Below are 25602 nucleotides of genomic sequence, written 5' to 3'. Positions count from 1 at the left end.
GGTTTTACTGGCATTGTTCGCGCAATTGGTAACTCTTCCCATTTGAGATCTTTTTGCGCATGCATGACATTCCGGCCGCGCTGGGCGACTCCGTTCGCCAGCAGACCCTCACGGCGATGTACAGCGAGCACCACGGCTGGTTGCATGGCTGGCTGCGCAAGAAACTCGGGTGTTCCCAGCATGCCGCCGACCTGGCCCATGACGCGTTCATCCGCGTGCTGATGTTGGCCGAGCCGCAAAGTATCAAGGAGCCTCGCGCATTCCTCGCTACTACGGCGGGTCGGTTGTTGATCGATGGCGCCCGCCGTCGCCGTATCGAAAAAGCCTACATGGAAGCCCTGGTGATCCAATGTGAAGACGCCGGCATGCCCGACCCGGCCGCGATTCATGTGGCGCTGCAAGCCCTGGAACGCATCGCCGAGATGCTCGCCGGCCTGCCTGTCAAGGCCCGCGAAGCGTTTCTGTTGAGCCGCCTCGACGGGCTGACCTACAGCGAAATCGCCCTGCGCCTGGACGTTTCCTCCAGCACCGTCAAAAACTACATTTCCAGCGCCCTGGTGCATTGCTACCACAGCCTGCACCCGGTAGACCCGCTGGCATGAGTTCCGAGCAGATCATCCAGCAAGCCGCACAGTGGCTGACTCGCCTGCACGACGAAGACGTGACCGACGCCGACCGCCAGGCGTTCAACGCCTGGCGCCAGGCCGACCCGCGCCACGCCGTGGCCATCGAGCGCATGAGTGCGTTATGGGGCAGCCTCGATGCCTTGCCCGCCAAGCCCGCGCGCATGGCCCTGAACCGCGCCTTCACCCCGCGACGCCCACGTGGCGCGCAGGTGATGGGCGTGCTCGGCCTGGTTTTGTGCGGCTGGCTGGGCCTGCAACACCTGCCGGTGTGGATGGCCGACCAGCGTACCGGTGTCGGTGAGCGTCGGCAGATCGCCCTCGAAGACGGCAGCCAGTTGCAGCTCAACAGCAACTCGGCAGTGGATGTGGAGTTCGACGGTCATCAACGGGTGATCGAACTGCTGCAAGGCGAGCTCTGGGTCGAGGTGGCGAAGGATGCACAAAGACCGTTCGTGGTCCGTACCGACCAGGGCACGGCCACTGCGCTGGGCACGCGTTATCTGGTCAAGCGCGCGGCAGACGGCACCACGCTGGTCACGGTGATCGAATCCACGGTAGCGGTCAAAGGTGCAAGCAACGAAGGAGTCAAGGTCACAGCCGGCCAGCGCTCGGTGCTCGACCACGGTCGTGCCCAGCCGCCGCAAGCGATTGGCGACAGCGACCCCGACGCCTGGACCCGGGGCCTGCTCAAGGTCAACGACCAACCCCTGAGCGAAGTCCTGCAAACCCTCGCCAGCTATCGCCACGGCATGCTGCGTTTCGACCCCCAGGCCCTGCAAAACGTGCGGGTATCCGGGGTGTTCAAACTGGACGACACCGCGGCCGCGTTGTCGTCGCTGGCCGATAACCTGCCGATCCAGGTGGAGTACTTCACCGACCTGCTGGTGGTGGTCAAGCCGCGCTAGTTTTCGTTCTGGCGCAGGCGTTTGTACAGGGTGTTGCGGCTCACCCCCAGCTCTCGCGCCAGGTGGGAGATGTTCCCGCCGGCGGCCTTCAAGCGCTGGTTCAGGTCAATGCTGTCATCCAGGTACTCACTGGTGGGCAGCGGCGCCGTGACTTTCAGGTCCACGAAGAAATCATCCGGCAGATGCTCGGCACGGATCGGCTGTTCCTCGGCCATGGCCAGTGCCACCTGCAACACACTGCTCACCTGGCGCAAATTCCCCGGCCACGGGTGCTGCTCGAACAGCGCCAGCACGTCGGCGCTCAGGCCCGCCCATTGAGTCGGCTCGCGGTGCTGCTGCCACAGTTGCTGAAACAGCGCCTGTTTGTCAGTGCGCTCGCGTAACGGCGGCAGCTCCAGGGTCAGGCCGCCGATGCGGTAGTACAGATCCTCACGGAAACGCCCGGCCTGCACCAGATCCCGCAGTGCACGGTTGGTGGCCGAGATGATGCGCAAATCCACCGGGAACAATTCGCTGCTGCCCACCGGTTGCACGCAACGCTCCTGCAACACCCGCAGCAAGCGGGCCTGGGTGGGCAGCGGCATATCACCGATCTCGTCGAGAAACAGTGTGCCCTTGTCGGCCTTGCGGATCAGGCCGATGCTGCCTTTCTGGTTGGCGCCGGTGAACGCACCTTTTTCGTAGCCGAACAGCTCCGATTCCACCAGCTCGGCGGGAATCGCCGCGCAGTTCACCGCGATAAATGCCTTCTGGCTGCGCGAACTGGCCTGGTGCAGGGCTTTGACGAACACCTCCTTGCCCACGCCGGTTTCTCCGTGGATCAGCAGCGGGATGTCCTTCTCCAGCAGGCGCTCGGCCTGGCGCACGGCTTTCTCCACGCGCGCGTCGCCGAAGTGCAAGGTCTTGAGGCCAATCGGCGCCGGTTTGGACGGTGCCGGCGCGGTGAACACGCGCGCCTGCACCGGCGTCTGCTTGGGCCGCTTCAACAAGCATTGGAAGCGGTTGCGTCCCGCCGCTTGCAGGGAGAAGGGCAGGCCTTCCGGTTGGTTCAACAACTCCAGCAACGACACCTTGAACAGGCTGTCGATCATTACCCGCGACAGGCTGATGCCCAGCAGGTTGTCGGCACGTCGATTGGCCGAGAGCACCTGGCCGCTCTCATCAAAGATCAACAGACCAGCCCACTGGCTGTCGAGGTTGCTCAGGCCGGTGTTGAAGGTCAGCTGGAAATGTTCGCCGCGAAACAGGTTGAGGATCAGCCGGTTCTCCACGGTCTGGCTCATCATCTTGACCATGCCCAGGGTGTGGGAGGGCGGCAGGTAGCTGTCGCTGGACACGTCCAGCACCGCGATGATCTCGCGCTGGGCATCGAAGATCGGCGCCGCCGAGCCGGTCATGAAGCGGTTGGCCTTGAGAAAGTGTTCATCATGTTCGATATGCACCGCCTGGGCGCAGGCCAGCGCGGTGCCGATGGCATTGGTGCCGCTGGCGCGCTCCATCCAGCTGGCGCCGGGGTTGAAACCACGGGCCAGCTTGGGCTCGATAAAGCGCTGGGTGCCCCAACTGGTCAGCACCTGGCCCTGGTTGTCGGCCAGCATGATCAGGCAGTTGGAATTGCTCAGGATGTTCTCGTAGTAGGGCAGCACTTCCTGGTGGGTGGTCTGCACCAGCGAGTGCTGGCTCTCCAGCAATTGGCTGATGCCCTCGGCAGGGAGTTGATCGAAGCTGGGCGTGCTCTGGTGGTCCAGGCCAAAGGCGCGGCAACGGCGCCAGGATTCCTGGATAAGGGTGTCGTGAGCCAGTGGTTCGGCCATGGGGTGACCTTCGTTTTTATTGTTATGGGGTCTTGCACTATTTAACGATTGGAACCGGGTCAATGTGGGAGGGGCGGTGCGACGATTCGACTTGCCCCCTCCCACATTTGCCCTGTGTTGGTCATGAGAGTGTTGTTCAGAACTGTTCATTGTCAACCCCCGGATTGTTCAGTTGTTCAGTCAGATTGTTCACTCCCGAACATCCCATTTACCCCATTTCCTTGCACATCAATAACTTGCCGTTTTGGCACGAAACTCGCTCTGACACCTGGCCAGATTCATTCCAATAATAAAAAGGTCGTGTCATGTCATTGACCCTGGAACATGTCTCCCGCGTTGTCGAAGGCCAGACCTGGATCGACAACGCCAACCTGCGTTTCGAAGCCGGTTCCTTCAACGTCTTGCTCGGTCGCACGCTGTCCGGTAAGACCAGCCTGATGCGCCTCATGGCCGGCCTGGACAAGCCCGACAGCGGCCGCATCCTGATGAACGGGGTGGACGTCACGCAAAAACCGGTGCGCCTGCGCAACGTGTCGATGGTGTATCAGCAGTTCATCAACTACCCGACCATGACCGTGTTCGAAAACATCGCCTCGCCCTTGCGCCAGGCCGGTGTGTCCAACGAACTGATCCAGAGCAAAGTGCTGGAAACCGCAAAAATGCTGCGCATCGAGAAATTCCTCCAGCGTCACCCGCTGGAACTCTCCGGTGGCCAGCAGCAGCGCACCGCCATGGCCCGCGCGCTGGTCAAGGACGCCGAACTGATCCTGTTCGATGAGCCGCTGGTGAACCTGGACTACAAGCTGCGCGAAGAGCTGCGTCAGGAAATGCGCGAGCTGTTCGCTGCGCGCCACACCATCGCCATCTACGCCACCACCGAGCCCAACGAAGCCCTGGCCCTGGGCGGCACCACCACCATCCTGCACGAAGGCCGGGTGATCCAGAGCGGCAAGGCGGCCGAGGTGTATCACCAGCCGCAGACTGTGCTGGCCGCGGAGTTGTTTTCCGAGCCGCCGATCAACCTGATGCCGGGGCGCATCAGTGGCAACGAAGTGAGCTTCGCCAATTTCGTGCACTTCCCACTCAACGTCGACCTGCGTCCCATCGGCGAAGGCGAGTTCCGGTTCGGCGTACGCCCCAGCCATATCAGCCTGGTGCCGAGCAACGATGACGACCTGGAACTGGCGGTCACCGTGGAAGTCGCGGAGATCAGCGGTTCGGAAACCTTCCTGCATGTGCGCAGCGAGCACTTCCTGCTGGTGCTGCACCTGCCGGGGGTGCACGAGTACGACGTCGACGCGCCGATCCGCGTGTATATCCCCACCCATAAACTGTTTGTGTTCGATGGCCAGGGCCGTTTGGTCCAGGCCCCCGGACGCCGTGTCGCGAGGGTTGCCTGATGGCCGAGATCCATTTGCAGAACCTGGCGCACAGCTACAGCCCTACGCCGAAAGGGCCCGAGGACTACGCCATCCGGGCAATGAACCACGTGTGGGAGCAGGGCGGGGCCTACGCCTTGCTCGGGCCGTCGGGCTGCGGCAAATCAACCTTGCTCAATATCATCTCCGGCCTGCTCAGCCCGTCCGAAGGCCAGGTGCTGTTCGACACCCAAGTGGTCAACGACCTCACCCCGGAAAAACGCAATATCGCCCAGGTGTTCCAGTTCCCGGTGGTGTACGACACCATGACGGTGTTCGACAACCTGGCATTCCCGCTGCGTAACCAGGGCATGGCCGAGGCGAAAATTCACAGCAAGGTGCAGGAAATTGCCGAAGTCCTCGACCTGCAAAACCTGCTGACCAAAAAAGCCCGCAACCTCACTGCCGACGAAAAACAGAAAGTCTCCATGGGCCGTGGCCTGGTGCGCGACGACGTGTCGGCGATCCTGTTCGATGAACCGCTGACGGTAATCGACCCACACCTGAAGTGGAAACTGCGGCGCAAGCTCAAGCAGATCCACGAGCAGTTCAACATCACCATGGTCTACGTGACCCACGATCAGTTGGAGGCCTCGACCTTCGCCGACAAGATCGCGGTGATGTACGGAGGGCAGATCGTGCAGTTCGGCACGCCGCGTGACCTGTTCGAGCGGCCGAGCCACACCTTTGTCGGCTATTTCATCGGCAGCCCCGGGATGAATCTGATCGAGGTGCAGGCCGAGGCGGGCGGGGTGCGCTTTGCTGGCACCCATCTGCCCTTGTCCGAGGCCTTGCAGCAACGCATTGCCACGACCGACTACAAGACATTGCAGGTCGGCATCCGCCCGGAATTCATCCACGTCTGGGACGAGTACAACCCTGACGCCCTGCAGGCCGATGTCACTCACCTCGAAGACCTCGGCACCTACAAGATCATCACCCTCAACCTCGACGGCGCGCTGCTCAAGGTGCGCCTGGCCGAAGACAAGCCGGTGCCCGAAGGCAAGGCGTCCATCAGCTTTCCGGCGCAATGGCTGATGGTGTATGCCGACGACTACCTGCTGGAGGCGCAGCCATGAACAAGGTGCAGAACAACAAGGCCTGGTGGCTGGTGTTGCCGGTGTTTTTGCTGGTGGCGTTCAGCGCGGTGATCCCGATGATGACCGTGGTCAACTACTCGGTGCAGGACATCTTCGACCAGTCCAGCCGCTACTTCGTCGGCGCAGATTGGTACAAACAAGTGCTGCTCGACCCGCGCCTGCATGACTCGCTGCTGCGTCAGTTCATCTATTCGGCCTGCGTGCTGCTGATCGAAATCCCGCTGGGCATCGCCATCGCCCTGACCATGCCGACCAAGGGCCGCTGGTCATCGCTGGTGCTGATCATCCTGGCGATTCCGCTGCTGATCCCGTGGAACGTGGTGGGCACCATCTGGCAGATCTTCGGGCGTGCCGATATCGGCTTGCTGGGTTACAGCCTCAATGCCCTGGGCATCAGTTACAACTACGCCGCCAACACCATGGACGCCTGGGTGACGGTGTTGGTCATGGACGTATGGCACTGGACCTCACTGGTGGCGCTGCTCTGCTATTCGGGGTTGCGGGCGATTCCGGATGTGTACTACCAGGCTGCACGGATTGATCGTGCATCGCCCTGGGCAGTGTTCCGACATATCCAGTTGCCGAAGATGAAAAGCGTGCTGCTGATCGCGGTGATGTTGCGGTTCATGGACAGTTTCATGATCTACACCGAGCCCTTCGTCCTGACGGGCGGTGGACCGGGTAACGCCACCACGTTCTTGAGTCAGACGCTGACCCAGATGGCCGTAGGCCAATTCGACCTGGGCCCGGCCGCGGCGTTTTCCCTGGTGTACTTCCTGATCATCCTGTTGGTGTCCTGGCTGTTCTACACCGCCATGACCCACTCCGACGCCAACCGCTGAGGCCGCCAACATGAGCAAGCGCAAGGTTATTCCGCTGCTGATCTACATCCTGTTCCTGCTGGTGCCGATCTACTGGCTGCTGAACATGTCCTTCAAGAGCAACACCGAAATCCTCGGCGGTCTGACGCTGTTTCCGCAGGACTTCACCCTGGCCAACTACAAGGTGATCTTCACCGACCCGAGTTGGTACACCGGCTACCTCAACTCGCTGTACTACGTGAGCCTGAACACGGTGATCTCCCTGAGCGTGGCGCTGCCGGCGGCCTACGCGTTTTCGCGCTACCGCTTCCTCGGTGACAAGCACCTGTTCTTCTGGCTGCTGACCAACCGCATGGCGCCACCGGCGGTGTTTCTGCTGCCGTTCTTCCAGCTGTACTCGTCGATTGGGCTGTTCGACACGCACATCGCGGTGGCCCTGGCCCACTGCCTGTTCAACGTGCCGTTGGCGGTGTGGATCCTGGAGGGTTTCATGTCCGGCGTGCCCAAGGAAATCGACGAAACCGCCTACATCGACGGCTACTCGTTTCCGAAGTTCTTCGTGAAGATTTTTATCCCGTTGATTGGCTCCGGCATCGGTGTGACGGCGTTTTTCTGCTTCATGTTTTCCTGGGTCGAGCTGCTGCTGGCGCGCACCCTGACCTCGGTCAACGCCAAGCCGATTGCGGCAGTGATGACGCGCACGGTGTCGGCGTCGGGTATCGATTGGGGCGTGCTGGCGGCGGCGGGGGTGTTGACTATCCTTCCGGGCATGCTGGTGATCTGGTTTGTTCGCAACCACGTGGCCAAGGGCTTTGCCCTGGGCCGGGTCTGAGGAGTCGATGATGGAATGGATGGCCTGGACCACCCCCACCGCGCTGTTCTTTGGCGGCATAGCCCTGATCCTCGCGGGCATGACCACTTGGGAACTGCGCTCGCCGAGCATCCCCCGGCGAGGCTTTTTGCCGATCAGCACCACCCGTGGTGATCGTTTGTTTATCGGTCTTCTCGGCAGCGCCTACCTGCATTTGCTGGTGATCGGCGTTACCGACTGGAGCATCTGGGTAGCGTCCGCGCTCTCCCTGGTATGGCTGTTGAGTGTGATGCGTTGGGGCTAGTGCCCTTATGAATAAACAACCAGGAGGTCTCTATGTTGAATAAGAACAATAAGCTGCGACATAGCATTTCATTGGCCGCCGTACTGGCTATGAGCGGTTTGAGCGCTTCGGCCTGGGCCGATGCGTACGAAGATGCCGCGAAAAAATGGATCGGCAGCGAGTTCAAACCGTCCACCCTCACGGCCGAGCAGCAACTGGAGGAATTGAAGTGGTTTATCAAGGCCGCCGAACCGTTCCGTGGGATGAAAATCAACGTGGTGTCGGAAACCCTCACCACCCACGAGTACGAGTCCAAGGTGCTGGCCAAGGCCTTCACGGAAATCACCGGGATCAAGCTGACCCACGACCTGCTGCAGGAAGGCGACGTGGTGGAGAAGCTGCAAACCCAGATGCAGTCCGACAAAAACATCTACGACGGCTGGGTCAACGACTCGGACCTGATCGGTACGCACTTTCGCTACGGCAAGACCGAGTCCATCACCGACCTGATGGCCAACGAAGGCAAGGACTTCACCTCGCCGACCCTGGATATCAAGGACTTTATCGGCATCTCCTTCACCACCGCGCCGGACGGCAAGATCTACCAGTTGCCTGACCAACAGTTCGCCAACCTCTACTGGTTCCGCGCCGACTGGTTCGAGCGTCCGGAGCTGAAAGCCAAGTTCAAGGAAAAATACGGCTACGACCTCGGCGTGCCGGTGAACTGGTCGGCCTATGAAGACATCGCCAAGTTTTTCAGCGAAGACGTCAAGGAAATCGACGGCAAGCGCGTGTATGGGCACATGGACTACGGCAAGAAAGACCCGTCCCTGGGCTGGCGCTTCACCGATGCCTGGTTCTCCATGGCCGGTGGCGGCGACAAGGGCCTGCCCAACGGCTTGCCGGTGGACGAGTGGGGCATTCGCGTGGAGGACTGCCACCCGGTGGGCTCCAGCGTCACCCGTGGCGGCGACACCAACGGCCCGGCTGCGGTATTCGCTACGCAGAAATACGTGGACTGGATGAAAGCCTATGCGCCACCGGAAGCGGCCGGCATGACCTTCTCCGAATCCGGCCCGGTGCCGTCCCAGGGCAACATCGCCCAGCAGATCTTCTGGTACACCGCGTTTACCGCCGACATGACCAAACCGGGCCTGCCGGTGGTGAATGCCGACGGCACGCCGAAATGGCGCATGGCGCCGTCGCCTGTGGGGCCCTACTGGGAAAAGGGCATGAAGAAGGGCTATCAGGACGTAGGCTCCTGGACCTTCCTCAAGTCGACGCCTGAGAAACAGAAACTCGCGGCCTGGCTCTACGCGCAGTTTGTGACCTCGAAAACCGTCTCGCTGAAGAAAACCATCGTCGGCCTGACGCCGATCCGTGAGTCCGACATCAACTCCCAGGCCATGACCGACATGGCGCCGAAACTCGGTGGCCTGGTGGAGTTCTACCGCAGCCCGGCCCGCGTCGAGTGGACCCCGACCGGCACCAACGTGCCGGACTACCCACGCCTGGCGCAACTGTGGTGGAGCAACATCGCCGCCGCAGCCAGCGGCGAGAAAACCCCGCAGCAAGCGCTGGACAACCTGGCCAAGGAGCAGGACGCGATCATGACGCGCCTGGAACGCTCCAAGGTGCAACCGGTGTGCGGCCCGAAAATGAACCCCGAGCGTGACGCGCAATACTGGTTCGACCAGCCGGGCGCGCCTAAACCGAAACTGGCCAACGAGAAGCCGAAGGGTGAGACCGTGGCTTACGGCGACCTGCTGAAGCAGTGGGAGGCGGCGCGTAAGTGATCACTTCAGTGTAATTGTGGTGAGCGGGCTTGCCCCGCGCTGGGTGGCGAAGCCACCCCATGACAGGGATCGATTTCCTTCAGGTGGAACGTGCTTGCCTGGTTATGGGGCTGCTGCGCAGCCCAGCGCGGGGCAAGCCCGCTCGCCACAACCATCTGCCTGCTCGACAAACTGTGGCTTACGCCACCTGCGGCTGAACCTGCAACGCCCCCTCCACATCCTTGACCAACCCACTGGCCAAAAACAGCGGTATCAACCGCTTGTGCAACTGCGGCTCGACAAACTCCTTCACCGTATCCAGCGCCAGCACACCGCTCAACGGCAGCTCGGCCTTGGTGTACGACAACCAGGCCTTCTTCAACACCTGCAACACATCGCTGCCTGCCGTGGTGGCGAAGCGGCGCTGGGTGGGTTTGCCGTCGAAGGTGAAGCTGTGCTGGAACTCATAGCCGTTTTCATCGCCGTTACCGCTGGTGCAGCGGATGCAGCTGCACGGGCCGTCGCCGAACGCGCTGCGCAGGTAGGCGTTGAAGTCCACCACGGGTTTGAGTGACAGGCGCTTATCCACCTCGAACAGGTCCCCGGTCATTTTTTCGTCAGTGTTCAACGTCCATTTCCTCGCTGGTTCGGCAGTTTTTCAAAGCGCGGCACAATAGCAGCCGAGCGTTGGTTTGTGGGCCATTTGCATAACAATAGATCCAGATATTCTTTTCCAGTCTAAAAAAACGTCGCTAGGCTCCATCACCTTCTTAAAAACGCGGCAGACTCCCATGACTTTCAAGCGTTCCTCCCTGACCCTGATGGCGGCTGCGACGGCCCTGATCAGTATCGGCGCCCAGGCCGAAGGCAAGATCAGCATCGCCCAGCAATTCGGCATCGGCTACCTGATCCTCGACGTGGTGCGTGACCAGCACTTGATCGAAAAACACGGCAAGGAACAGGGCCTGGATATCCAGGTGGAGTGGAACAGCATTTCCGGCGCCACCGCCATGAACGAATCGCTGCTGGCCGGTGCGCTCGACGTGGTCTCTGCCGGTGTACCGCCGATGCTGACCCTGTGGGACCGCACCAAGGGCAAGCAGAACGTCAAGGCCATCGCCTCCCTGGGCTCGATGCCCAACTACCTGCTGACCAACAACCCCAACGTGAAGACCCTCAAGGACTTCAGCGAAAAAGACCGCATCGCCGTACCCGCCGCCGGCGTGGGCTTCCAGTCGCGCACCTTGCAGATCGAGACCGCCAAGCAGTTCGGCGATGCTCACTACAAGAAGTTCGACGACATCTCCATCAGCCTGGCTCACCCCGATGCCACCGCTGCGCTGATTGCCGGTGGTTCGGAGATCAATGCGCACTTCTCCAGCCCGCCGTTCCAGTACCAGGAATTGCTCAATCCGAATGTGCATAAGGTGCTCAGTTCCTACGACATCCTGGGTGGGCCGGCCACGTTCAACGTGCTCTACACCACGCAGAAATTCCACGACGAAAACCCCAAGACCTACAAGGCGTTCTATGCCGCGCTGGCCGAAGCCGAGACGATCATCAAGGCCGATAAACCAGCGGCAGCCAAGGCCTATATCCGCGTAGAACAGTCGAAGTTGCCGTTGGACCTGGTGGAAAAAATCGTCCAGGACCCGGAGATCGACTTCACCATCGCGCCGCAGCGTACCTACATCTATGCCGAGAAATTGCAGGCACTCGGCGTGCTGAAAAACAAAGCCGCCAGTTGGAAGGACTACTTCTTCGAAGAGGCCCATGGCGGCAATGGCAGCTGATGTCAGCGGAAGAATTCACCAGGCGTCGCCTCGAATTGCTGGCGAAACGCATTGATAAACGCCGACGTTGATTCATAGCCGCACCCCAGTGCCACATCCGTGACCCGCTCACCTTGCTCCAGGGCGGGCAGGGCGCTCAATAAGCGCAGGCGCTGGCGCCAGGCGCGGAACGTCAGCCCGGTGTCGCTCAAGAACAACCGACTGAGGGTCTTCTCGCTCACCTCCAGTTTCTGGCTCCACTGGCCCAAGGTCGTCTGCTGTTCCGGGTGCGCACTCAGGCTGCGATAGATCGGGCGCAAGCGCGGGTCCAGCGGCAGTGGCAGCATCAGGTCGACGTGCGGCGCCGCCGCCAGCTGGTCCAGCACCACCTGGGCCAGGCGCCCGTCCGGCCCGTCCTCGGCATATTCCACCGGCAGTTCGCTGAAGCTGCGGATCAACTCGCGCAGCAGGCTGCTCACCGCCAGCACATGACAGCGCTCTGCCGCCCAGGTAGTGACACTGCAATCCAGGTACAGGCTGCGCATTTCGGTGTGGGGCGAACTGAACACGCGGTGCGGTACACCGGCTGGAATCCACACCGCGCGCTGGGGTGGCGCGACGAAGCGGCCGACGCTGGTCTGGATCTCCAGCACCCCGGAAATCGCGTAGGACAATTGCACCCACGGGTGGCTGTGCCGGCGGGTCAGCGCACGGTTGGGCAGCGATTCGGTGCGCCCGTACACCGGCCGTGGCAGGCTGGAAAGCCCTGGCACGCTACGGCGCACCGTGTTGGCATGTCCTTTAGGCGGCATTTGTTGGCTCATTGGCGTTAGTCGGTAACAAGCCGTTACGTTAGAGTCGCGATGACGCTCTTGGCAACCCCCGGAAGATCCTGCTTATGACTCGCCCCCGTTTCCTGCCCGACAACTTCACCCTGACCCTGATCGCCACGGTGATTCTCGCTTCCCTGCTGCCCGCCAGCGGCCAGACCGCCGTGGCCTTCGGCTGGGTCACCAACCTGGCCATCGCGCTGCTGTTTTTCCTGCACGGCGCGAAGCTGTCGCGCCAGGCCATCGTCGCCGGCGCCGGGCACTGGCGCCTGCATCTGCTGGTGTTCAGCCTGACCTTTGTGCTGTTCCCGCTGCTGGGCCTGGCGCTCAAGCCGGTGCTCTCACCCCTGATCGGCAAAGACCTGTACATGGGCATGCTCTACCTGTGCGCCTTGCCGGCCACGGTGCAATCAGCGATTGCATTTACATCGCTGGCGCGGGGCAATATCCCGGCGGCGATCTGTAGCGCGGCGGCGTCCAGCCTGTTCGGCATCTTCCTGACACCGTTGCTGGTGACGCTGCTGCTCAATGTGCACGGCGACGGCGGCTCGACGGTCGACGCCATCCTCAAAATCAGCGTGCAATTGCTGCTGCCGTTTATCGCCGGGCAGATCGCCCGCCGCTGGATTGGTGAGTGGGTCGGGCGCAACAAGTCCTGGCTGAAATTCGTCGACCAGGGCTCGATCCTGCTGGTGGTCTACGGCGCGTTCAGCGAAGCGGTAAATGAGGGCATCTGGCACCAGATCCCGCTGTGGGAGCTGGGCGGCCTGGTGGTGGCGTGCTGCGTATTGCTGGGCCTGGTGCTGGTGGCGTCCACGGTGCTCGGCAAGGCGTTCGGTTTCAATCAGGAAGACCGCATCACTATCCTGTTCTGCGGTTCGAAAAAGAGCCTGGCCACCGGTGTGCCGATGGCCCAGGTGCTGTTCGCCGGGGCGAGCATGGGCGTGCTGATCCTGCCGCTGATGCTGTTCCACCAGATCCAGTTGATGGTCTGCGCGGCGTTGGCCCAGCGTTATGCGAATCGGCCGGAGTCGATTCCGGAATTGATGGGGCAGGTGGACCCGTAACTTTTCTTTCAGACACCGACGAATAACCTCAAGTAAACGCCGGGCCAGACGACTTACTTCTTAACAGCCCAAGAAGGAGCGTCGACATGAACGTTTTACGTTTGTCACTGGTTACCGGTGTTCTTGCGGTATGGGCGGGGGCATGCCTGGCGGCATCTTCCGGTGTCATTCAATTTCACGGCAGCATCGTCGAGCCCGGTTGCAACCCCAGTACGTCGGGCGGGGCGACAGTGGAGTTCAATGGATGCCCGCAAGCCCTGCGTGGCAGCCAGTTCGAGGCACAGTCGGTGCGCAGTGTGACCGCGCTGGGCAATGCGGCGGTCAACGTCAAGTTGGTGGCCGACAGCCCCAACGGGCGCTATTTCGACCAGCGGTATGTGCTGGTGGATGCCCTCGGCAAGCCGGTTCAGTCGGGGGCCTACGTGGTCACCATGACGGCACCCTGACCCGGTTGAGGTCATTTTGAGCGGGATGAGCGCCAACAGTCGGGCCGGAAACCTATAGAATGCTCGGCGGCGGCGCTTGTCCTGGGTGGCCGCTCGATCACCGCCCCCGCTTGATCACAGCCAGAGTACCGCGCCGTTCCATGAGCATTTCAGCCGCAACGCCCCAAGCCAATTGGCAACCGGTCTTCGCTCTCGCGTTGGCCGCGTTTGTGTTCAATACCACCGAATTCGTGCCCGTCGGGCTGCTCAGTGCCATCGGCGCCAGTTTCGACATGCCGGTGTCCAGCGTCGGGCTGATGCTCACCATCTATGCCTGGATCGTGTCCCTGACTTCATTGCCGGTGATGCTGCTGACCCGCAACGTGGAACGGCGCAAGCTGCTGATCGTGCTGTTCGGCCTGTTTATCGCCAGTCACATCCTTTCCAGTGTCGCCACCAGTTTCGGCATCCTGATGCTCAGTCGTATCGGCATCGCCCTGTCCCATGCGCTGTTCTGGTCGATCACCGCCTCACTCGCGGTACGCCTGGCGCCGGAAGGCAAGCAGGTGCAAGCCCTCGGCCTGCTGGCTACTGGCACTTCCCTGGCGATGGTGCTGGGTATTCCGTTGGGCCGCTTGCTGGGCGAGGCCATGGGTTGGCGCACCACGTTCCTGGTGATCGGCGCGTTCGCCGCTGCGCTGGTGTTCTGGCTGGCGCGCACCTTGCCGCTGTTGCCGAGCCAGAACTCCGGCTCGTTGCGCAGCCTGCCGCTGCTGTTCAAGCGTCCGGCGCTGGTGGCGCTGTATGTGTTGACCGCGATGACGGTCACTGCGCAATTCACCGCCTACAGCTACATCGAACCCTTCGTCGAAGGCGTGGCCGGCATGAGCGGCAGCGCGGTGACCCTGATCCTGCTGGTGTTCGGCGGCGCGGGCATCATCGGTTCGCTGCTGTTCAGCCTGGTGCACCGTTTCAACCCGCATCTGTTCGTGGTGGGCGCAGTGTTTATCCTGGCCGCCTGCCTGGCGTTGCTGCTGCCCTTGAGCGGTGCCGAGTCTTATCTGGTGGTGCTGAGCGTTTTCTGGGGCATGGCGATCATGGGCTTTGGCCTGGCGATGCAATCCAAGGTGCTGGTGCTGGCACCCGACGCCACCGACGTGGCCATGGCGATGTTCTCCGGCATCTACAACATCGGCATCGGCGGCGGCGCGCTGATGGGCAGTTGGGTCGGCAGCCAGTTCGGCTTCGCCTGGATCGGCGCGGCCGGTGGGTTGCTGGCGGCGGTAGCGTTGATCGGTTACTGCCTGGCGATCAGGAAATTTGGGCAGGGCGTTGTAAGCCGTTAAAACCAGACAAGTCTTACAGGACATATTGATACCCATTGCTACCGTCGCCCCGGACCGCCCACCTCCCGTGGTGACGGCACTTGAGCAGCAATGGAGTTGATTGTGCAAAAACGTTTGACTGCAGAGTTCATCGGTACGTTCTGGCTGACCTTCGGCGGCTGTGGCAGCGCCATCCTGGCGGCTGCTTTCCCCGGGTTGGGCATTGGTTTTGTGGGTGTTTCGCTGGCGTTTGGGCTTACGGTGTTGACCATGGCCTATGCGCTGGGCGGTATTTCCGGCGGGCATTTCAACCCGGCGGTGACCATCGGCCTGTGGGTGGGGCGTCGTCTCGAGGGCGCTGATGTGCTGCCGTACATCGTGGCGCAGGTCGCGGGGGCGATTACGGCCGCTGCCACGTTGTTCCTGATTGCCAACGGGCAGCCGGATTTCGCGGTGGGTGGTTTTGCCGCCAACGGCTATGGTCCGCTCAGCCCCGGTCATTTCGACATGAAGTCCGCGTTGCTGGCTGAACTGATCGCCACGTTTTTCTTTGTCTTCATCATTATGCGCGTCACCGCACCCGGCGCGGTGCCTGGCTTTGCCCCGATTGCCATTGGCTTGGCACTGACCTTGATTCACCTGGTCCTGATCCCCGTGACCAATACCTCGGTCAACCCAGCACGCAGCACCGGGCCGGCGTTGTTTGCCGGGGTGGATTACCTGGCACAGCTTTGGCTGTTCTGGCTGGCGCCGATGGTGGGCGGGGTGATGGGCGCGGTGGCAGCTCGATCAATGGATGAATGCCGCAAAAAAATGCCCGCCTGAACAACAGCGGCGGGCGCCCGGGAGCAAGGGGTCAAGCCACCGGAATCAACGGGTCGGCCGCCGCCAGCGCGCCAGCACGCTCGGCGGCCGGTGGGTAGATCCACACGGTATTGATCTGATGCTTGAGGTCCTTGGCTTCCTGACCAACCAGCTTCAGTTGGCGATCCCAACCTTCGGTGTACACGGCACCCCAGGCGCCGAGGTCGAGGCAGGTCACGTATTTGGGTTGGCGGTAGGTCATCGGCGCCACGCCGATCAGGTCGGCGGCGACGTTATTGCCGGCATAGCGGCCCAGGGCGATGGCGTGCTGGCAGGACATGCCGGCAAAGTTGCCCAGGTCATCGGTGGCGGCGTAGGCCACGTCACCGGCGGCGAACACGTCGGCCTGGCCCTTGACCTTGAGGGTGCCGTCTACATGCAGGCGGCCCTGGGGATCGCGGGCACCGCTGACCTGCTCGGTGAGCGGGTTGGCCCGGAAGCCGATGGTCCAGATCACGGTTTTCGATTCAATGCGTTGTCCATCCGCCAGGGTAACGCCGCCGGCATCCACTGAAGCCACCGACGTGTTCAATATCCATTCCAGGCCCAACGCGTTGCTGGCTTCGATGATTGATGGGCGGATGCCATCCCCCATGGAGGCGGCAATCTGCGGGCCACGGTCGACGACGATGACGCGGATATCGGCATCGTCACCCAAGGCTGCCCGCAGACGCGCCGGCATTTCGGTGGAGGTCTCGATGCCGGTGAAACCACCGCCAGCGACCACCACCGTGTTGCGCGCGGGACTGTCAGGCAGGTTTTTCAACGCGGTGATATGAGCTTCCAGGCGCGTGGCATCCTCGATCTGGTCCACATCGAAGACATGCTCAATGCCTGGCATCTGCGGACGGTTCAGACGGCTGCCGGCGGCGAGCACCAGGCGGTCGTACGCGATCGTGGTGCAGATGCCGGCCGTATCGCGGTAGGTCACCTGTTTGGCGTTTTCATCGATGCTGTCAGCCGCGCCTTGAATGAACTTGACGTTCACGGCGTCGAACAACGGACCCAGTGGCGCCTGCATGGTGTGTACAGCGGGCTCGTAGAAACGTGGACGGATGCGCAGTTCCGGCTGTGGGGCGAGGAGGCTGATCTGCACGTCGTGGCGATCATGTTTGTCCAGCAGGCGCGCAGCGCTCAACGCGCTCCAGACGCCACTGAACCCGGCGCCGATAATAAGGATGTGCTGTTTCATGGGATGCTCCAGAGACCAGGTCAATTCGTTTGCTCAAGCGGTGAGGCGTTGCCGGCTCACTGTAAAAGCAGCGCTGCTTGTCTGGTAGGACACATAACCCTGAATTACTGCCAGGCCGCAGGCGCTCAGCGTGAAAAGCGCTCGCGATAGTTGCGGGGAGAGATCGAAAGGTGACGCTGGAAGGTATAGCGCATGCGTTCTTCGTCGCCGAAGCCGCACAGTTGCGCGACCTGGTCAATGTTGCGCTGGGAGTCTTCCAGCAGGCGCCGCGCCGCCTCCAGGCGAAACAGCTCGATGGCCTTGGCCGGCGTGCGCCCGGTTTTCTGCTTGTAGACCCGGGCAAAGTTGCGCGGGCTCATGCGGCTTTGTTCAGCCAGGCGCTCCACGGTGAGGTCGCTGTCGCTGAGGTTGTCGGCGACCCACAGGTGCAACGCATCGAAACCGGCGGTGTCGTCGGTTTGCGCTTGCAGCAGTTGGCTGAATTGCGCCTGGCCTCCGGGGCGCTTGAGAAACACCACCAGTTCCCGCGCCACTTGCAGGGCGACGGGCCGTCCGCAATCGGCCTCTACCAACGCCAGCGCGAGGTCGATACCGGCGGTCACACCCGCTGACGTCCACACATTGCCCTGTTGGATAAAGATCGCGTCCATGTCCACGATAATGTCCGGGAAACCCTGCTTGAGCATGTCGCACATGGCCCAATGCGTGGCGGCGCGGCGGCCGTCGAGCAAGCCGGCCATGGCCAGCAGGAAGGTGCCGCTGCACACCGACGCGGTGCGCCCGGCGCTGGCGGAGGCCACGCGCAGCCATTGCACCAGCTCGGTGTTGGCGGCCATCGCCTGTTGGATCGCTGGCGCGCCGGGTACGATCAGGGTGTCGATGGCGTGCGTGTCCAGGTGTTCCAGCGCCAGCGTGTCCACGCTCAGCCCCTCGGCGGTCTGCATCAGGCCGCCGGCCAGGCTGGCGGTGTGCATCACGTAGCCCGGCAAGCCACGCTCGGCCATGGCCTTGGTGGCGGCCCAGAACACGGTCTGGGCGCCGGTCAGGTCGAGCAGGCCCATCTGGGGGTAGGCCAGGAACACCAGGGTGCGAGGCTGGCTCAGCGACAGGGCAGGGCTCATAGGGCTGCGAGGACCGCCTCGAGTTTTTCCTGGTCGCGGGCGAACTGACGAATGCCTTCGGCCAGTTTCTCGGTGGCCATCGCGTCCTCGTTGGAGCCCCAGCGGAACTGCGCTTCGTTGAGGGGCTGGCGCGGCTCGCCAACCGCGCCCGGATTCAATCGACGTTCCAGCAGGCCCTGGTCTTCATCGAGCTTTTGCAGCAGCTCGGGGCTGATGGTCAGGCGATCGCAGCCGGCCAGTTGTTCGATCTGGCTGAGGGTGCGGAAGCTGGCGCCCATGACCACGGTGTTGATGGCGTTGGCCTTGTAGTAGTTGTAGATCCGCGTCACGGACTGCACGCCCGGATCTTCGGCGCCGGTGTAGTCCAGGCCGGTATTCTTGCGGTACCAGTCATAGATGCGGCCTACGAACGGCGAAATCAGGAACACCCCGGCGTCGGCGCAGGCGGCGGCCTGGACGAACGAAAACAGCAGGGTCAGGTTGGTCTGGATCCCGGCCTTTTCCAGGCGCTCGGCGGTGCGAATGCCTTCCCAGGTAGAGGCCAGCTTGATCAGCACGCGGTCGCGGCCGACGCCGGCCTGGTCGTACAGCGCGATCAACTGGTTGGCCTTGGCCCATAATGCGTCTGCGTCGAAGGACAGGCGCGCGTCGACTTCGGTGGAGATGCGCCCCGGAATCACCTTGAGAATGCCGCAGCCCACCGCCACCGCAAAGCGGTCACAGGCCAGGTCCACATCGCCCTTGGACTGGCCCACCGCGCTGCGCAGCAACTCGGCATATTCCGGGATGGCAGCGGCCTTGAGCAGCAGCGACGGGTTGGTGGTGGCGTCCACCGGGCGCAAGCGGCTGATGGCTTCCAGGTCGCCGGTGTCGCACACCACGGTGGTGAATTGCTTGAGTTGTTCGAGCTTGGACGTCATGAGCGGCAGTCTCCAAAAAGGGTTATTGGTTGAGGGCCTGTGCGGTGTCCAGGTCGGTGATCAGGATGTCCAGGTAGCCGCCCTGCAGCGCGCCACGAATGGCCTGGACCTTGTTCAACCCACCGGCCAGGCCGAGCACCCGGTGGATGGCGCGCAGTTTGTGCAGCGCCACCGACACCACGAATTCTTCATCTTCCTCCAGCACCGGCTGGCCCTGGGCATCGAAGTAGCGCAGGCAGATATCGCCCACCGCGCCGCGTTCGGCGAGCAGGCGCAGCATGTCTTCGGTGTAGTAGTTGCCGCTGTTGCGCAGCAGTTGCGAGGGCTCCAGGTCGCCGATGCCGACAATCGCCAGGGTGATGCTGTCAAAGCGCTGCAGCACTTCCTTGACCTCTTCCATCTGCACGATGCGCTGCTTGCTCTCCACCGATTGCTCGATGCTTTGCGAGGGCAGCAGAAACGCCGGGCAGTTGAGCAGGGTCGCCAGGCGCTGGGTCAGCAACGTGGCTTCAAACGCGCCCTTGTGGCCGACGCCGCCCAACAGTTGCACCACTTCCTGGGCGGCCTGTTTGCCGGGTTGCGCGTGCAGGTGGCTTACCATGGCGCGAATGGTGCTGCTCCACGACGAAATACCGATATGGTCCTGGGGCGACAGGCTGGTTTCCAGATAGTGGGCGGCAGCCGAACCGATGGCCTGCTTGATGCTCTCGTCATTGCCCGGCTCGGTGGCTTCCACCACGATCACCCGGCGCACGCCGTAGCGGCGCTGCAACTGGGTTTCCAGTTCCAGGTGCAGGCCTTGCAGGCGCATCACCGTGATCTTCACCACGCCTTCCTGCAGCGCCCGGCGCAGGGCGCGGCTGATAAAGGATTGGGACAGGTCCAGTTGCGCGGAAATCTCGGACTGCTTGAACCCTTCTTCGTAATAGAGGCTCGCGATCTTGGTGATCAGGCGCTGTTCTTCGATCTGGCTCATGAAGGCCTCAGGGCTCTTTATAGTAAAAGGCATGACTCAATGGCCGTGAGGATACCAAACCCTTACGACATGATCAGGCCGCCGTCGATATTGATCGCCTGGCCGGTCAGGTAGGCCGCATCGTCCGAGGCGAGAAACGCCACCAGGCCTGCGACATCCGAGGGTTTGCCGGCGCGGCGCAGGGGGATGTTGTTGACCCATTCGGCCATCAATTCACCCTTGCCGTAGCGTTTCTCGTCGGTGCTGAGGATCTCGCCCCACACCCGGTCGTTGTAGTCCCACATCTCGCTTTCGATGATGCCGGGGCAAAACGCGTTGACCGTGATGTTATGCCGCGCCAGTTCCAGCGCCAGGCTCTGGGTGATGCCGATCACGCCCATTTTGCTGGCGGCGTAGTGGGGCGTGTAGATGAACCCCTGGCGACCCTGGCCAGAGGAGGTGTTGATCAGCCGGCCGCTGCCTTGCTTGACCATGTACTTGGCCGCCTCCCGGCAACCGAGCCACACTCCAGTGGTGTTGACCTGCAGCACCTTGTCGAAATCGGCACGGGGCATCTTGTCGTAATGGTCGATGGTGATGATGCCGGCGTTCTGCACCGACACGTCGATGCTGCCAAACCGCGCGTGGCCTTCGCGGTAGAGCGTTTCGATATCGTCTTCGCGGGTGACGTCGATGGCCAGGGCCAGGGTGTCGACCTGGTATTCCCGGGCCAGTTGGTCGGCGGTGAAGGTGACGCGCTCCAGGTCGTTGGAAGCCAGTACCAGGTTGGCGCCTTCCTGGGCGAAGCGCTCGGCAATGCCGGCGCCGATGCCCCGGCAGGCACCGGTGATGACCACAGTTTTACCGCTGAATCGTTGGGACATGACGAACTCCTACCAGCACACAAAGCCGCCATCGACCAACAGGTCGACACCGGTGCAGAAAGACGAGGCCTGGCTGACCAGGAAAATCGCCGGGCCGACCATTTCTTCCACGCTGGCCATGCGGCCCATGGGCGTGGTCTGTTCAAAGATCTTCACTTGGTCGGCGACTTCCGGGCGCGAGTTCATCGGCGTGGCGGTGTAGCCGGGGCTGATGCAATTGACCCGCAAGCCCTTGTCGGCCCATTCCATCGCCAGGCTCTTGCTCAGGTGAATCACGCCGGCCTTGGAGGTGTTGTAGTGCGCTTGCAGCAAGCCACGGTTGACGATGCTGCCGGACATCGAGGCAATATTGACGATGGCGCCTTTGCCCCGGGGCAACATCACGGCGGCCTGGGCCTGGCAACTGAGGAAAATGCCGGTGAGGTTGATGTCCAGGGTGGTTTGCCAGCGTTGCAGTTCGAGGTCTTCGGCGGCCTGGGCATTGGCGATGCCGGCGCAATTGACCGCGACGCTCAGTTCGCCCAGCTCGGCTTCTGTGCGTGCCACCGCCGCGTCCAGTGCGGCGCGCTCGGTGACCGTACCGCTCAAGGCCAGGGCGCGACGGCCCAGGGCCTGGATGCGTTCGACGGTGCTGGCGATGCCGGGGCTGCCCGGTAAGTCAAAGCAGGCCACATCCGCGCCGGCTCCGGCCAGCCCCACGGCAATCGCCTGGCCAATGCCGCTGCCGGCGCCGGTGACAAAGGCCACTTGGCCTTCAAGACTAAAAAGCTGCATGGATAACTCCGTTATTTGAAATCACAGCTGACCCCTGTGGGAGGGGGCTTGCCCCCGATGGCAGTGGTTCAGTTGAAAAGTGTGTGACTGATACACCGCTATCGGGGGCAAGCCCCCTCCCACAAAAAGCAGCGGTGTTCTCTGGTTAAGCAGTCGCCATTTCCATCACCGAAACGGGGGTGGCCGCGCCACGCTCCAGAATCCCCATCTGCCGGCCCCGGCTCATGACCATCACCCGATGGGACAAGCCCAGCACCTCATCCAGGTCCGAACTCACCACAATCACCGCCATGCCCTTGGCCGCCAGGTCCGCGATCACTTCATAGATCGCCGCCCGCGCACCCACGTCGATGCCGCGTGTCGGTTCATCCAGGATGAATACCTTGGGATTGCGCGCCAGCCACTTGGCGATGATCACCTTCTGCTGGTTGCCGCCGGACAAACTGGAAATCCGCGACTGCGGCGCACCTTTCACCCCCAGCCTGGCCACCGCCGTACGGGCGAATTCGCGCAGCGGGGCAGGGAATACCCAGCCGCGTTTGTCCAGCAGGTCGGTGTTGCCGTAGATCAGGTTGTCTTCGATGCGGTGCTCCACCACCACGCCTTGCTGCTTGCGGTCCTCGGGCACCAGCACCACGCCGGCCTGGATTGCCTCGAAGGGCGAGCGCAGCTGGCGTACTTCACCGTCGAGCACCAGGTGGCCCTGGATATCCCGCGCCGCGCCGGCAATCGTGCGTACCAGCTCGGTCCGCCCGGCGCCGACCACGCCGGCAATGCCGAACACTTCGCCGGCGCGCACGCTGAAGTCGATGCCGTGCAAGGCAAACTCGCGGCAGCTGAGGTCCTTGACCTGCAACATCACGCGATCCTGTGGCGCTTGCAGGGTGGGGAAAATCCGCTCCAGGCTGCGCCCGACCATCTGTTCCACCAGCTCGCGCACCGGCACCTGGGCGGTGGCGTGCAAGGCGATCTGGCGCCCGTCGCGCAGCACCAGCACGCGGTCGGCGATGCGCGCAATTTCTTCCAGGCGGTGGCTGATATAGATAAACGACACACCCTCGGCCTTGAGCCGTTCCACCTGCTTGAACAGCAACTCGGTTTCTTCGCCACCCAATGCCGCAGTGGGTTCATCCAGAATCAACAGGCTGGCCTTGAGGGTCAGCGCCTTGGCGATTTCCACCAGTTGCTGGGCCGCCACGCTCAGGCCTTCGACCTTGCGCGACGCCGGCACCTTGAGCCCCAGGCGCTCCAGTTGGATCTGCGCCTGGGCCTCCATGTACGCGCGGTCCACCCGCCCATGACGCATGGGCAGGCGGCCGACGAAGATATTCTCGGCGATCGACAATTGCGGCAGCAGGCGGATTTCCTGGTGGATCAGACCGATCCCGGCGCCCAGTGCCGCACCGGGCGACGCCGGTGCGTAAGGTGCGCCGAGCCAGGTCATGCTGCCCCCGGCTTCAGGCTGTACCAGCCCGGCGATGATCGACGACAAGGTCGACTTGCCCGCACCGTTCTCACCGAGCAGGGCCAGCACTTCGCCGGGGCGGATGTCCACGTTGACCTGCGACAGTACCTGCACCGGCCCGTAGGCCTTGCTGATATTGCGCAGGCACAGCACCGCGTCGGCGCGAGCGGTGTCCGGGGCTGCTGCTTGCATGACGACCTCCAAGGCTTACGGGTGCTGTTGCAGGAACGGCGCGACGTTTTCTTTGGTGGTCAGCACGGTGGGCAACAGTTGCTCCTTGGGCACGCCCTTGCCGGCTTTCAGGTCGACGGCCGACGCCACGGCCAGGCGGCCCATCTTCTGGGTCTGCTGGGTCATGGTCGCGTTCAGCACGCCACTTTCCACAGCCTTGAGCCCGGCGACGTCACCGTCAAAACCGACCACCACGACCTTGTGGTCGAGGTTGCCGACCTTCACCGCCTGGGCGGCGCCCAGGGCCATGGCATCGGCACGGCCGAAGAACACCGTGATGTTCGGGTCACGCTGGAGCAGGTCCTGGGCCACGGCGAAGCCTTTGTCCTGGGCCCACTCGGCGGGTTGCTGGGCGACGACCTTGAGGTCCGGGAAGGCCTTCAAACCTTCTTCGAAGCCCTTGGCGCGATCGTTCTCGGGGGTGGTGCCGAGTTGGCCTTGCAGGATCGCGATGCGGCCTTTGCCGTCGGTGATCTTGCCAACGTATTCGGCCAGGGTCTTGGCCCCGGCGACGCTGTCGCTGGCGATAAACGTATCGCCCGGTGCATCGGGGGCGTTGCGGTCCACGGCGATCACCGGGATGCCGGCGGCCTTGGCGGCCTTTACCGGCACACCGGCTGCTGTTGCACCGGCAGGGATATAGATCAGCACATCGATCTGGCGGGTGATCAGGTCTTCAATCTGGCTGACCTGGGTGGAGGAGTTGCCCTGGGCATCCACGGTGATCACCTTGATGCCCTTGGCCTTGCCCTCGGCTTCCACCGATTGCTTGATCTGGTTGAAGAAGTCGGCCTGCAGGTTGGCCACGGCCAGGCCGATGGTCAGGTCCTTGGCCCAGGTGGTGCCGGCAGCGGTGAGGGTGGCGGCCGCGAGGGCGGTGGCCAACAGCAGTTTCTTGGGGCTGAACATGTCGGTGACTCCTGGTTTTATTGTTGGAGGGTGTCAACTGTCGAACAGGTTTAACGGGCAGTGCTGGAGCGGCGTCGCAGGGTGTCGATGGTCACGGCGAGGGCGATGACCACGCCGATCACCACTTGTTGAATGAAGGGCGAAACGCCAAGCAGGTTCAGGCCATTGCGCAGGACGCCAATGATCAGTACACCGACCAGGGTGCCGCCGATGCTGCCGACGCCGCCGCTGAGGCTGGCGCCGCCAATCACCACGGCGGCGATGGCGTCCAGTTCCAGGCTCAGGCCGGCGCTGGGTTGGGACGAGTCCAGGCGCGCGGCCAGGGTCACGGCGGCGATACCGGCCAGTGCACCGCTGACGGCATACACCCACAGGGTGATCGCCCGCACCTTGATCCCGGACAGGCGCGCCACCTCCGGGCTGCCGCCCATGGCGTACAGGTTACGGCCACCGGCACGAAAGCGCAGGAACACCCAGGCCACCACCAGCATCACCAGGAACAGCCCGACCGTTGCCGAGAGAAAACCGAAGTGACGCACCGTGGCCAGGCTGGTGAACCAGTCGGGGTAACCAACGATCTGCCGGCCTTCGGTGAGGATGTTCGCCAGGCCACGGGCCACCGACATCATGGTCAGCGTGGCAATGAACGGCGGCAGCTTGGCATAGGTGATCAAGGCGCCGGACACCAGCCCGGCGAGCATGCCGCTGGCAATCGAGATCGGGATCGCAAACCCCAGCGGCACTGCCTGGTCCTGGTACAGCCAGCCGAGCATCATCATCGCGAAGGCCAGTACCGAGCCCACCGACAGGTCGATGCCGCCGATCACGATCACGGCGGTCATGCCAATCGCGAGAATGCCCAGCACCGTGACCTGATCAAGAATGTTCAGGCCATTGCGCAGCGAGAAGAAGAATTCGGAACTGAAGGAGAAGACCAGCACCAGCAACACCAGGCCGATCAGCGGGCCGCCGATATTGCTGGGGAGCAGTTTCACCAACCGGGGGCGGTGGGGCGGCTTGAGTTCCGCCGGGTGCTGGACAGTAGCTTTGGCGTCCACAGTGTTCTCCTGATTTATTTTTTTTGGAGTGCTTTCAAGCGCTTTGAATATTTATGCGTGCTTGACTGTTAATTCAGATTCCAGTGCCACCGTGGCAATGTCAAGCGCTTAATTTTTCCAGTAGGCCTCTGGATCGCGACTTTCATCCGGCGCAAAGCCACGGGATAGAAGAGCGCGTGTGGGATTTTGGCCGTTTGTCCGAGGGACATTTCCAGGTTTTATTTCATTTTTCCACCGGTCATTCACTTGACCTGTCG

General features: G+C 62.5%; 25 protein-coding genes. 13 read left to right on the top strand and 12 right to left on the bottom strand.

The window, feature by feature from the left end; translation table 11 throughout:
• The first annotated feature begins 59 nt into the window (after positions 1–59).
• Both ACZ445_RS17630 and ACZ445_RS17625 read left to right on the top strand, forming a co-directional pair.
• Entirely contained in the window at positions 60–602 is a 543-nt protein-coding gene (locus ACZ445_RS17630) for a sigma-70 family RNA polymerase sigma factor (RefSeq protein WP_058424026.1), read from the top strand.
• Positions 599–1531 (top strand): FecR family protein, encoded by a 933-nt coding sequence (locus ACZ445_RS17625; protein WP_058424025.1) that lies wholly within the window; start codon positions 599–601, stop codon positions 1529–1531. Before ACZ445_RS17630 ends, ACZ445_RS17625 begins: the two co-directional genes overlap by 4 nt.
• On the opposite strand, the gene ACZ445_RS17620 is transcribed toward ACZ445_RS17625, so the two are convergent.
• Positions 1528–3345 (bottom strand): sigma-54-dependent Fis family transcriptional regulator, encoded by a 1818-nt coding sequence (locus ACZ445_RS17620; protein WP_058424024.1) that lies wholly within the window; start codon positions 3343–3345, stop codon positions 1528–1530. The two genes, ACZ445_RS17625 and ACZ445_RS17620, sit on opposite strands and share 4 nt — an antisense overlap.
• A gap of 305 nt (positions 3346–3650) precedes the next feature.
• Between ACZ445_RS17620 and ACZ445_RS17615 the strand changes: the two genes are divergently transcribed.
• The 6 genes from ACZ445_RS17615 to ACZ445_RS17590 are packed head-to-tail and all read left to right on the top strand — an operon-like array spanning position 3651 to position 9574.
• Positions 3651–4745: an ABC transporter ATP-binding protein gene (locus tag ACZ445_RS17615; RefSeq protein WP_058424023.1), complete on the top strand. Its 1095-nt coding sequence runs from the start codon at positions 3651–3653 to the stop codon at positions 4743–4745.
• Entirely contained in the window at positions 4745–5842 is a 1098-nt protein-coding gene (locus ACZ445_RS17610; RefSeq protein ID WP_058424022.1) for an ABC transporter ATP-binding protein, read from the top strand. The genes ACZ445_RS17615 and ACZ445_RS17610 overlap by 1 nt, the downstream gene beginning before the upstream one ends.
• The gene (locus ACZ445_RS17605) at positions 5839–6705 is read left to right on the top strand and encodes a carbohydrate ABC transporter permease (protein ID WP_010209674.1); all 867 of its coding nucleotides are present in this window, start codon (positions 5839–5841) and stop codon (positions 6703–6705) included. The genes ACZ445_RS17610 and ACZ445_RS17605 overlap by 4 nt, the downstream gene beginning before the upstream one ends.
• 10 nt (positions 6706–6715) lie before the next feature.
• On the top strand, positions 6716–7516 hold the full coding sequence (locus ACZ445_RS17600) for a carbohydrate ABC transporter permease (protein WP_003174634.1): 801 nt from the start codon (positions 6716–6718) through the stop codon (positions 7514–7516).
• Positions 7517–7526: 10 nt separating this feature from the next.
• Positions 7527–7799 carry a DUF2160 domain-containing protein gene (locus ACZ445_RS17595; RefSeq protein WP_003232363.1) on the top strand — a complete coding sequence of 91 codons (273 nt, stop codon included), beginning with the start codon at positions 7527–7529 and terminating at the stop codon, positions 7797–7799.
• Positions 7800–7831: 32 nt separating this feature from the next.
• Positions 7832–9574 carry an ABC transporter substrate-binding protein gene (locus ACZ445_RS17590; protein ID WP_058424021.1) on the top strand — a complete coding sequence of 581 codons (1743 nt, stop codon included), beginning with the start codon at positions 7832–7834 and terminating at the stop codon, positions 9572–9574.
• Between the two features lie 178 nt (positions 9575–9752).
• Here the strand turns inward: ACZ445_RS17590 and ACZ445_RS17585 are convergent, their stop codons facing one another.
• Positions 9753–10181: a hypothetical protein gene (locus ACZ445_RS17585; protein ID WP_058424020.1), complete on the bottom strand. Its 429-nt coding sequence runs from the start codon at positions 10179–10181 to the stop codon at positions 9753–9755.
• A 163-nt stretch (positions 10182–10344) separates the two neighbouring features.
• On the opposite strand from ACZ445_RS17585, the gene ACZ445_RS17580 reads away from it, so the two are divergent.
• Positions 10345–11346, top strand: coding sequence for an ABC transporter substrate-binding protein (locus tag ACZ445_RS17580; protein WP_179030403.1), 1002 nt, complete (start codon positions 10345–10347; stop codon positions 11344–11346).
• 2 nt (positions 11347–11348) lie between these two features.
• Here the strand turns inward: ACZ445_RS17580 and ACZ445_RS17575 are convergent, their stop codons facing one another.
• Positions 11349–12137 (bottom strand): AraC family transcriptional regulator, encoded by a 789-nt coding sequence (locus ACZ445_RS17575; RefSeq protein ID WP_058424018.1) that lies wholly within the window; start codon positions 12135–12137, stop codon positions 11349–11351.
• Positions 12138–12223: 86 nt separating this feature from the next.
• On the opposite strand from ACZ445_RS17575, the gene ACZ445_RS17570 reads away from it, so the two are divergent.
• From ACZ445_RS17570 to aqpZ, 4 genes are all read left to right on the top strand, one after another.
• A complete protein-coding gene (locus ACZ445_RS17570; protein ID WP_058424017.1) occupies positions 12224–13222 on the top strand; it encodes a bile acid:sodium symporter family protein in 999 nt (332 codons plus the stop codon).
• An 86-nt stretch (positions 13223–13308) separates the two neighbouring features.
• A complete protein-coding gene (locus tag ACZ445_RS17565; RefSeq protein WP_310863881.1) occupies positions 13309–13668 on the top strand; it encodes a type 1 fimbrial protein in 360 nt (119 codons plus the stop codon).
• 140 nt (positions 13669–13808) lie between these two features.
• The gene (locus tag ACZ445_RS17560) at positions 13809–14993 is read left to right on the top strand and encodes a sugar transporter (protein WP_058424015.1); all 1185 of its coding nucleotides are present in this window, start codon (positions 13809–13811) and stop codon (positions 14991–14993) included.
• 90 nt (positions 14994–15083) lie between these two features.
• Positions 15084–15797, top strand: coding sequence for an aquaporin Z (aqpZ, locus tag ACZ445_RS17555; RefSeq protein ID WP_058424014.1), 714 nt, complete (start codon positions 15084–15086; stop codon positions 15795–15797).
• A 31-nt stretch (positions 15798–15828) separates the two neighbouring features.
• Here the strand turns inward: aqpZ and ACZ445_RS17550 are convergent, their stop codons facing one another.
• The 9 genes from ACZ445_RS17550 to ACZ445_RS17510 all read right to left on the bottom strand — a co-directional run bounded on the left by ACZ445_RS17550 (position 15829) and on the right by ACZ445_RS17510 (position 25345).
• Positions 15829–17028 (bottom strand): NAD(P)/FAD-dependent oxidoreductase, encoded by a 1200-nt coding sequence (locus tag ACZ445_RS17550; protein WP_058424013.1) that lies wholly within the window; start codon positions 17026–17028, stop codon positions 15829–15831.
• A 125-nt stretch (positions 17029–17153) separates the two neighbouring features.
• A complete protein-coding gene (locus tag ACZ445_RS17545) occupies positions 17154–18149 on the bottom strand; it encodes a GlxA family transcriptional regulator (RefSeq protein WP_058424012.1) in 996 nt (331 codons plus the stop codon).
• On the bottom strand, positions 18146–19069 hold the full coding sequence (gene tal / locus ACZ445_RS17540; protein WP_310863879.1) for a transaldolase: 924 nt from the start codon (positions 19067–19069) through the stop codon (positions 18146–18148). Before tal ends, ACZ445_RS17545 begins: the two co-directional genes overlap by 4 nt.
• Before the next feature lie 22 nt (positions 19070–19091).
• Complete coding sequence (locus tag ACZ445_RS17535; protein WP_464707337.1) at positions 19092–20045, bottom strand: sugar-binding transcriptional regulator; 954 nt, start codon at positions 20043–20045, stop codon at positions 19092–19094.
• 62 nt (positions 20046–20107) lie between these two features.
• Complete coding sequence (locus ACZ445_RS17530; RefSeq protein ID WP_179029440.1) at positions 20108–20908, bottom strand: SDR family oxidoreductase; 801 nt, start codon at positions 20906–20908, stop codon at positions 20108–20110.
• A 9-nt stretch (positions 20909–20917) separates the two neighbouring features.
• A complete protein-coding gene (locus ACZ445_RS17525; RefSeq protein WP_341869319.1) occupies positions 20918–21697 on the bottom strand; it encodes an SDR family oxidoreductase in 780 nt (259 codons plus the stop codon).
• A 130-nt stretch (positions 21698–21827) separates the two neighbouring features.
• Positions 21828–23339 (bottom strand): sugar ABC transporter ATP-binding protein, encoded by a 1512-nt coding sequence (locus tag ACZ445_RS17520; protein ID WP_464707336.1) that lies wholly within the window; start codon positions 23337–23339, stop codon positions 21828–21830.
• 15 nt (positions 23340–23354) lie between these two features.
• On the bottom strand, positions 23355–24287 hold the full coding sequence (locus ACZ445_RS17515) for a sugar ABC transporter substrate-binding protein (RefSeq protein ID WP_179029442.1): 933 nt from the start codon (positions 24285–24287) through the stop codon (positions 23355–23357).
• A 50-nt stretch (positions 24288–24337) separates the two neighbouring features.
• Entirely contained in the window at positions 24338–25345 is a 1008-nt protein-coding gene (locus ACZ445_RS17510) for an ABC transporter permease (protein ID WP_058424005.1), read from the bottom strand.
• Between the last annotated feature and the right edge of the window lie 257 nt (positions 25346–25602).

This window comes from Pseudomonas allii, from assembly GCF_055380095.1.
Note: the sequence above shows the minus strand (reverse complement) of the source record. Positions and strands in the feature narration are given on the sequence as shown.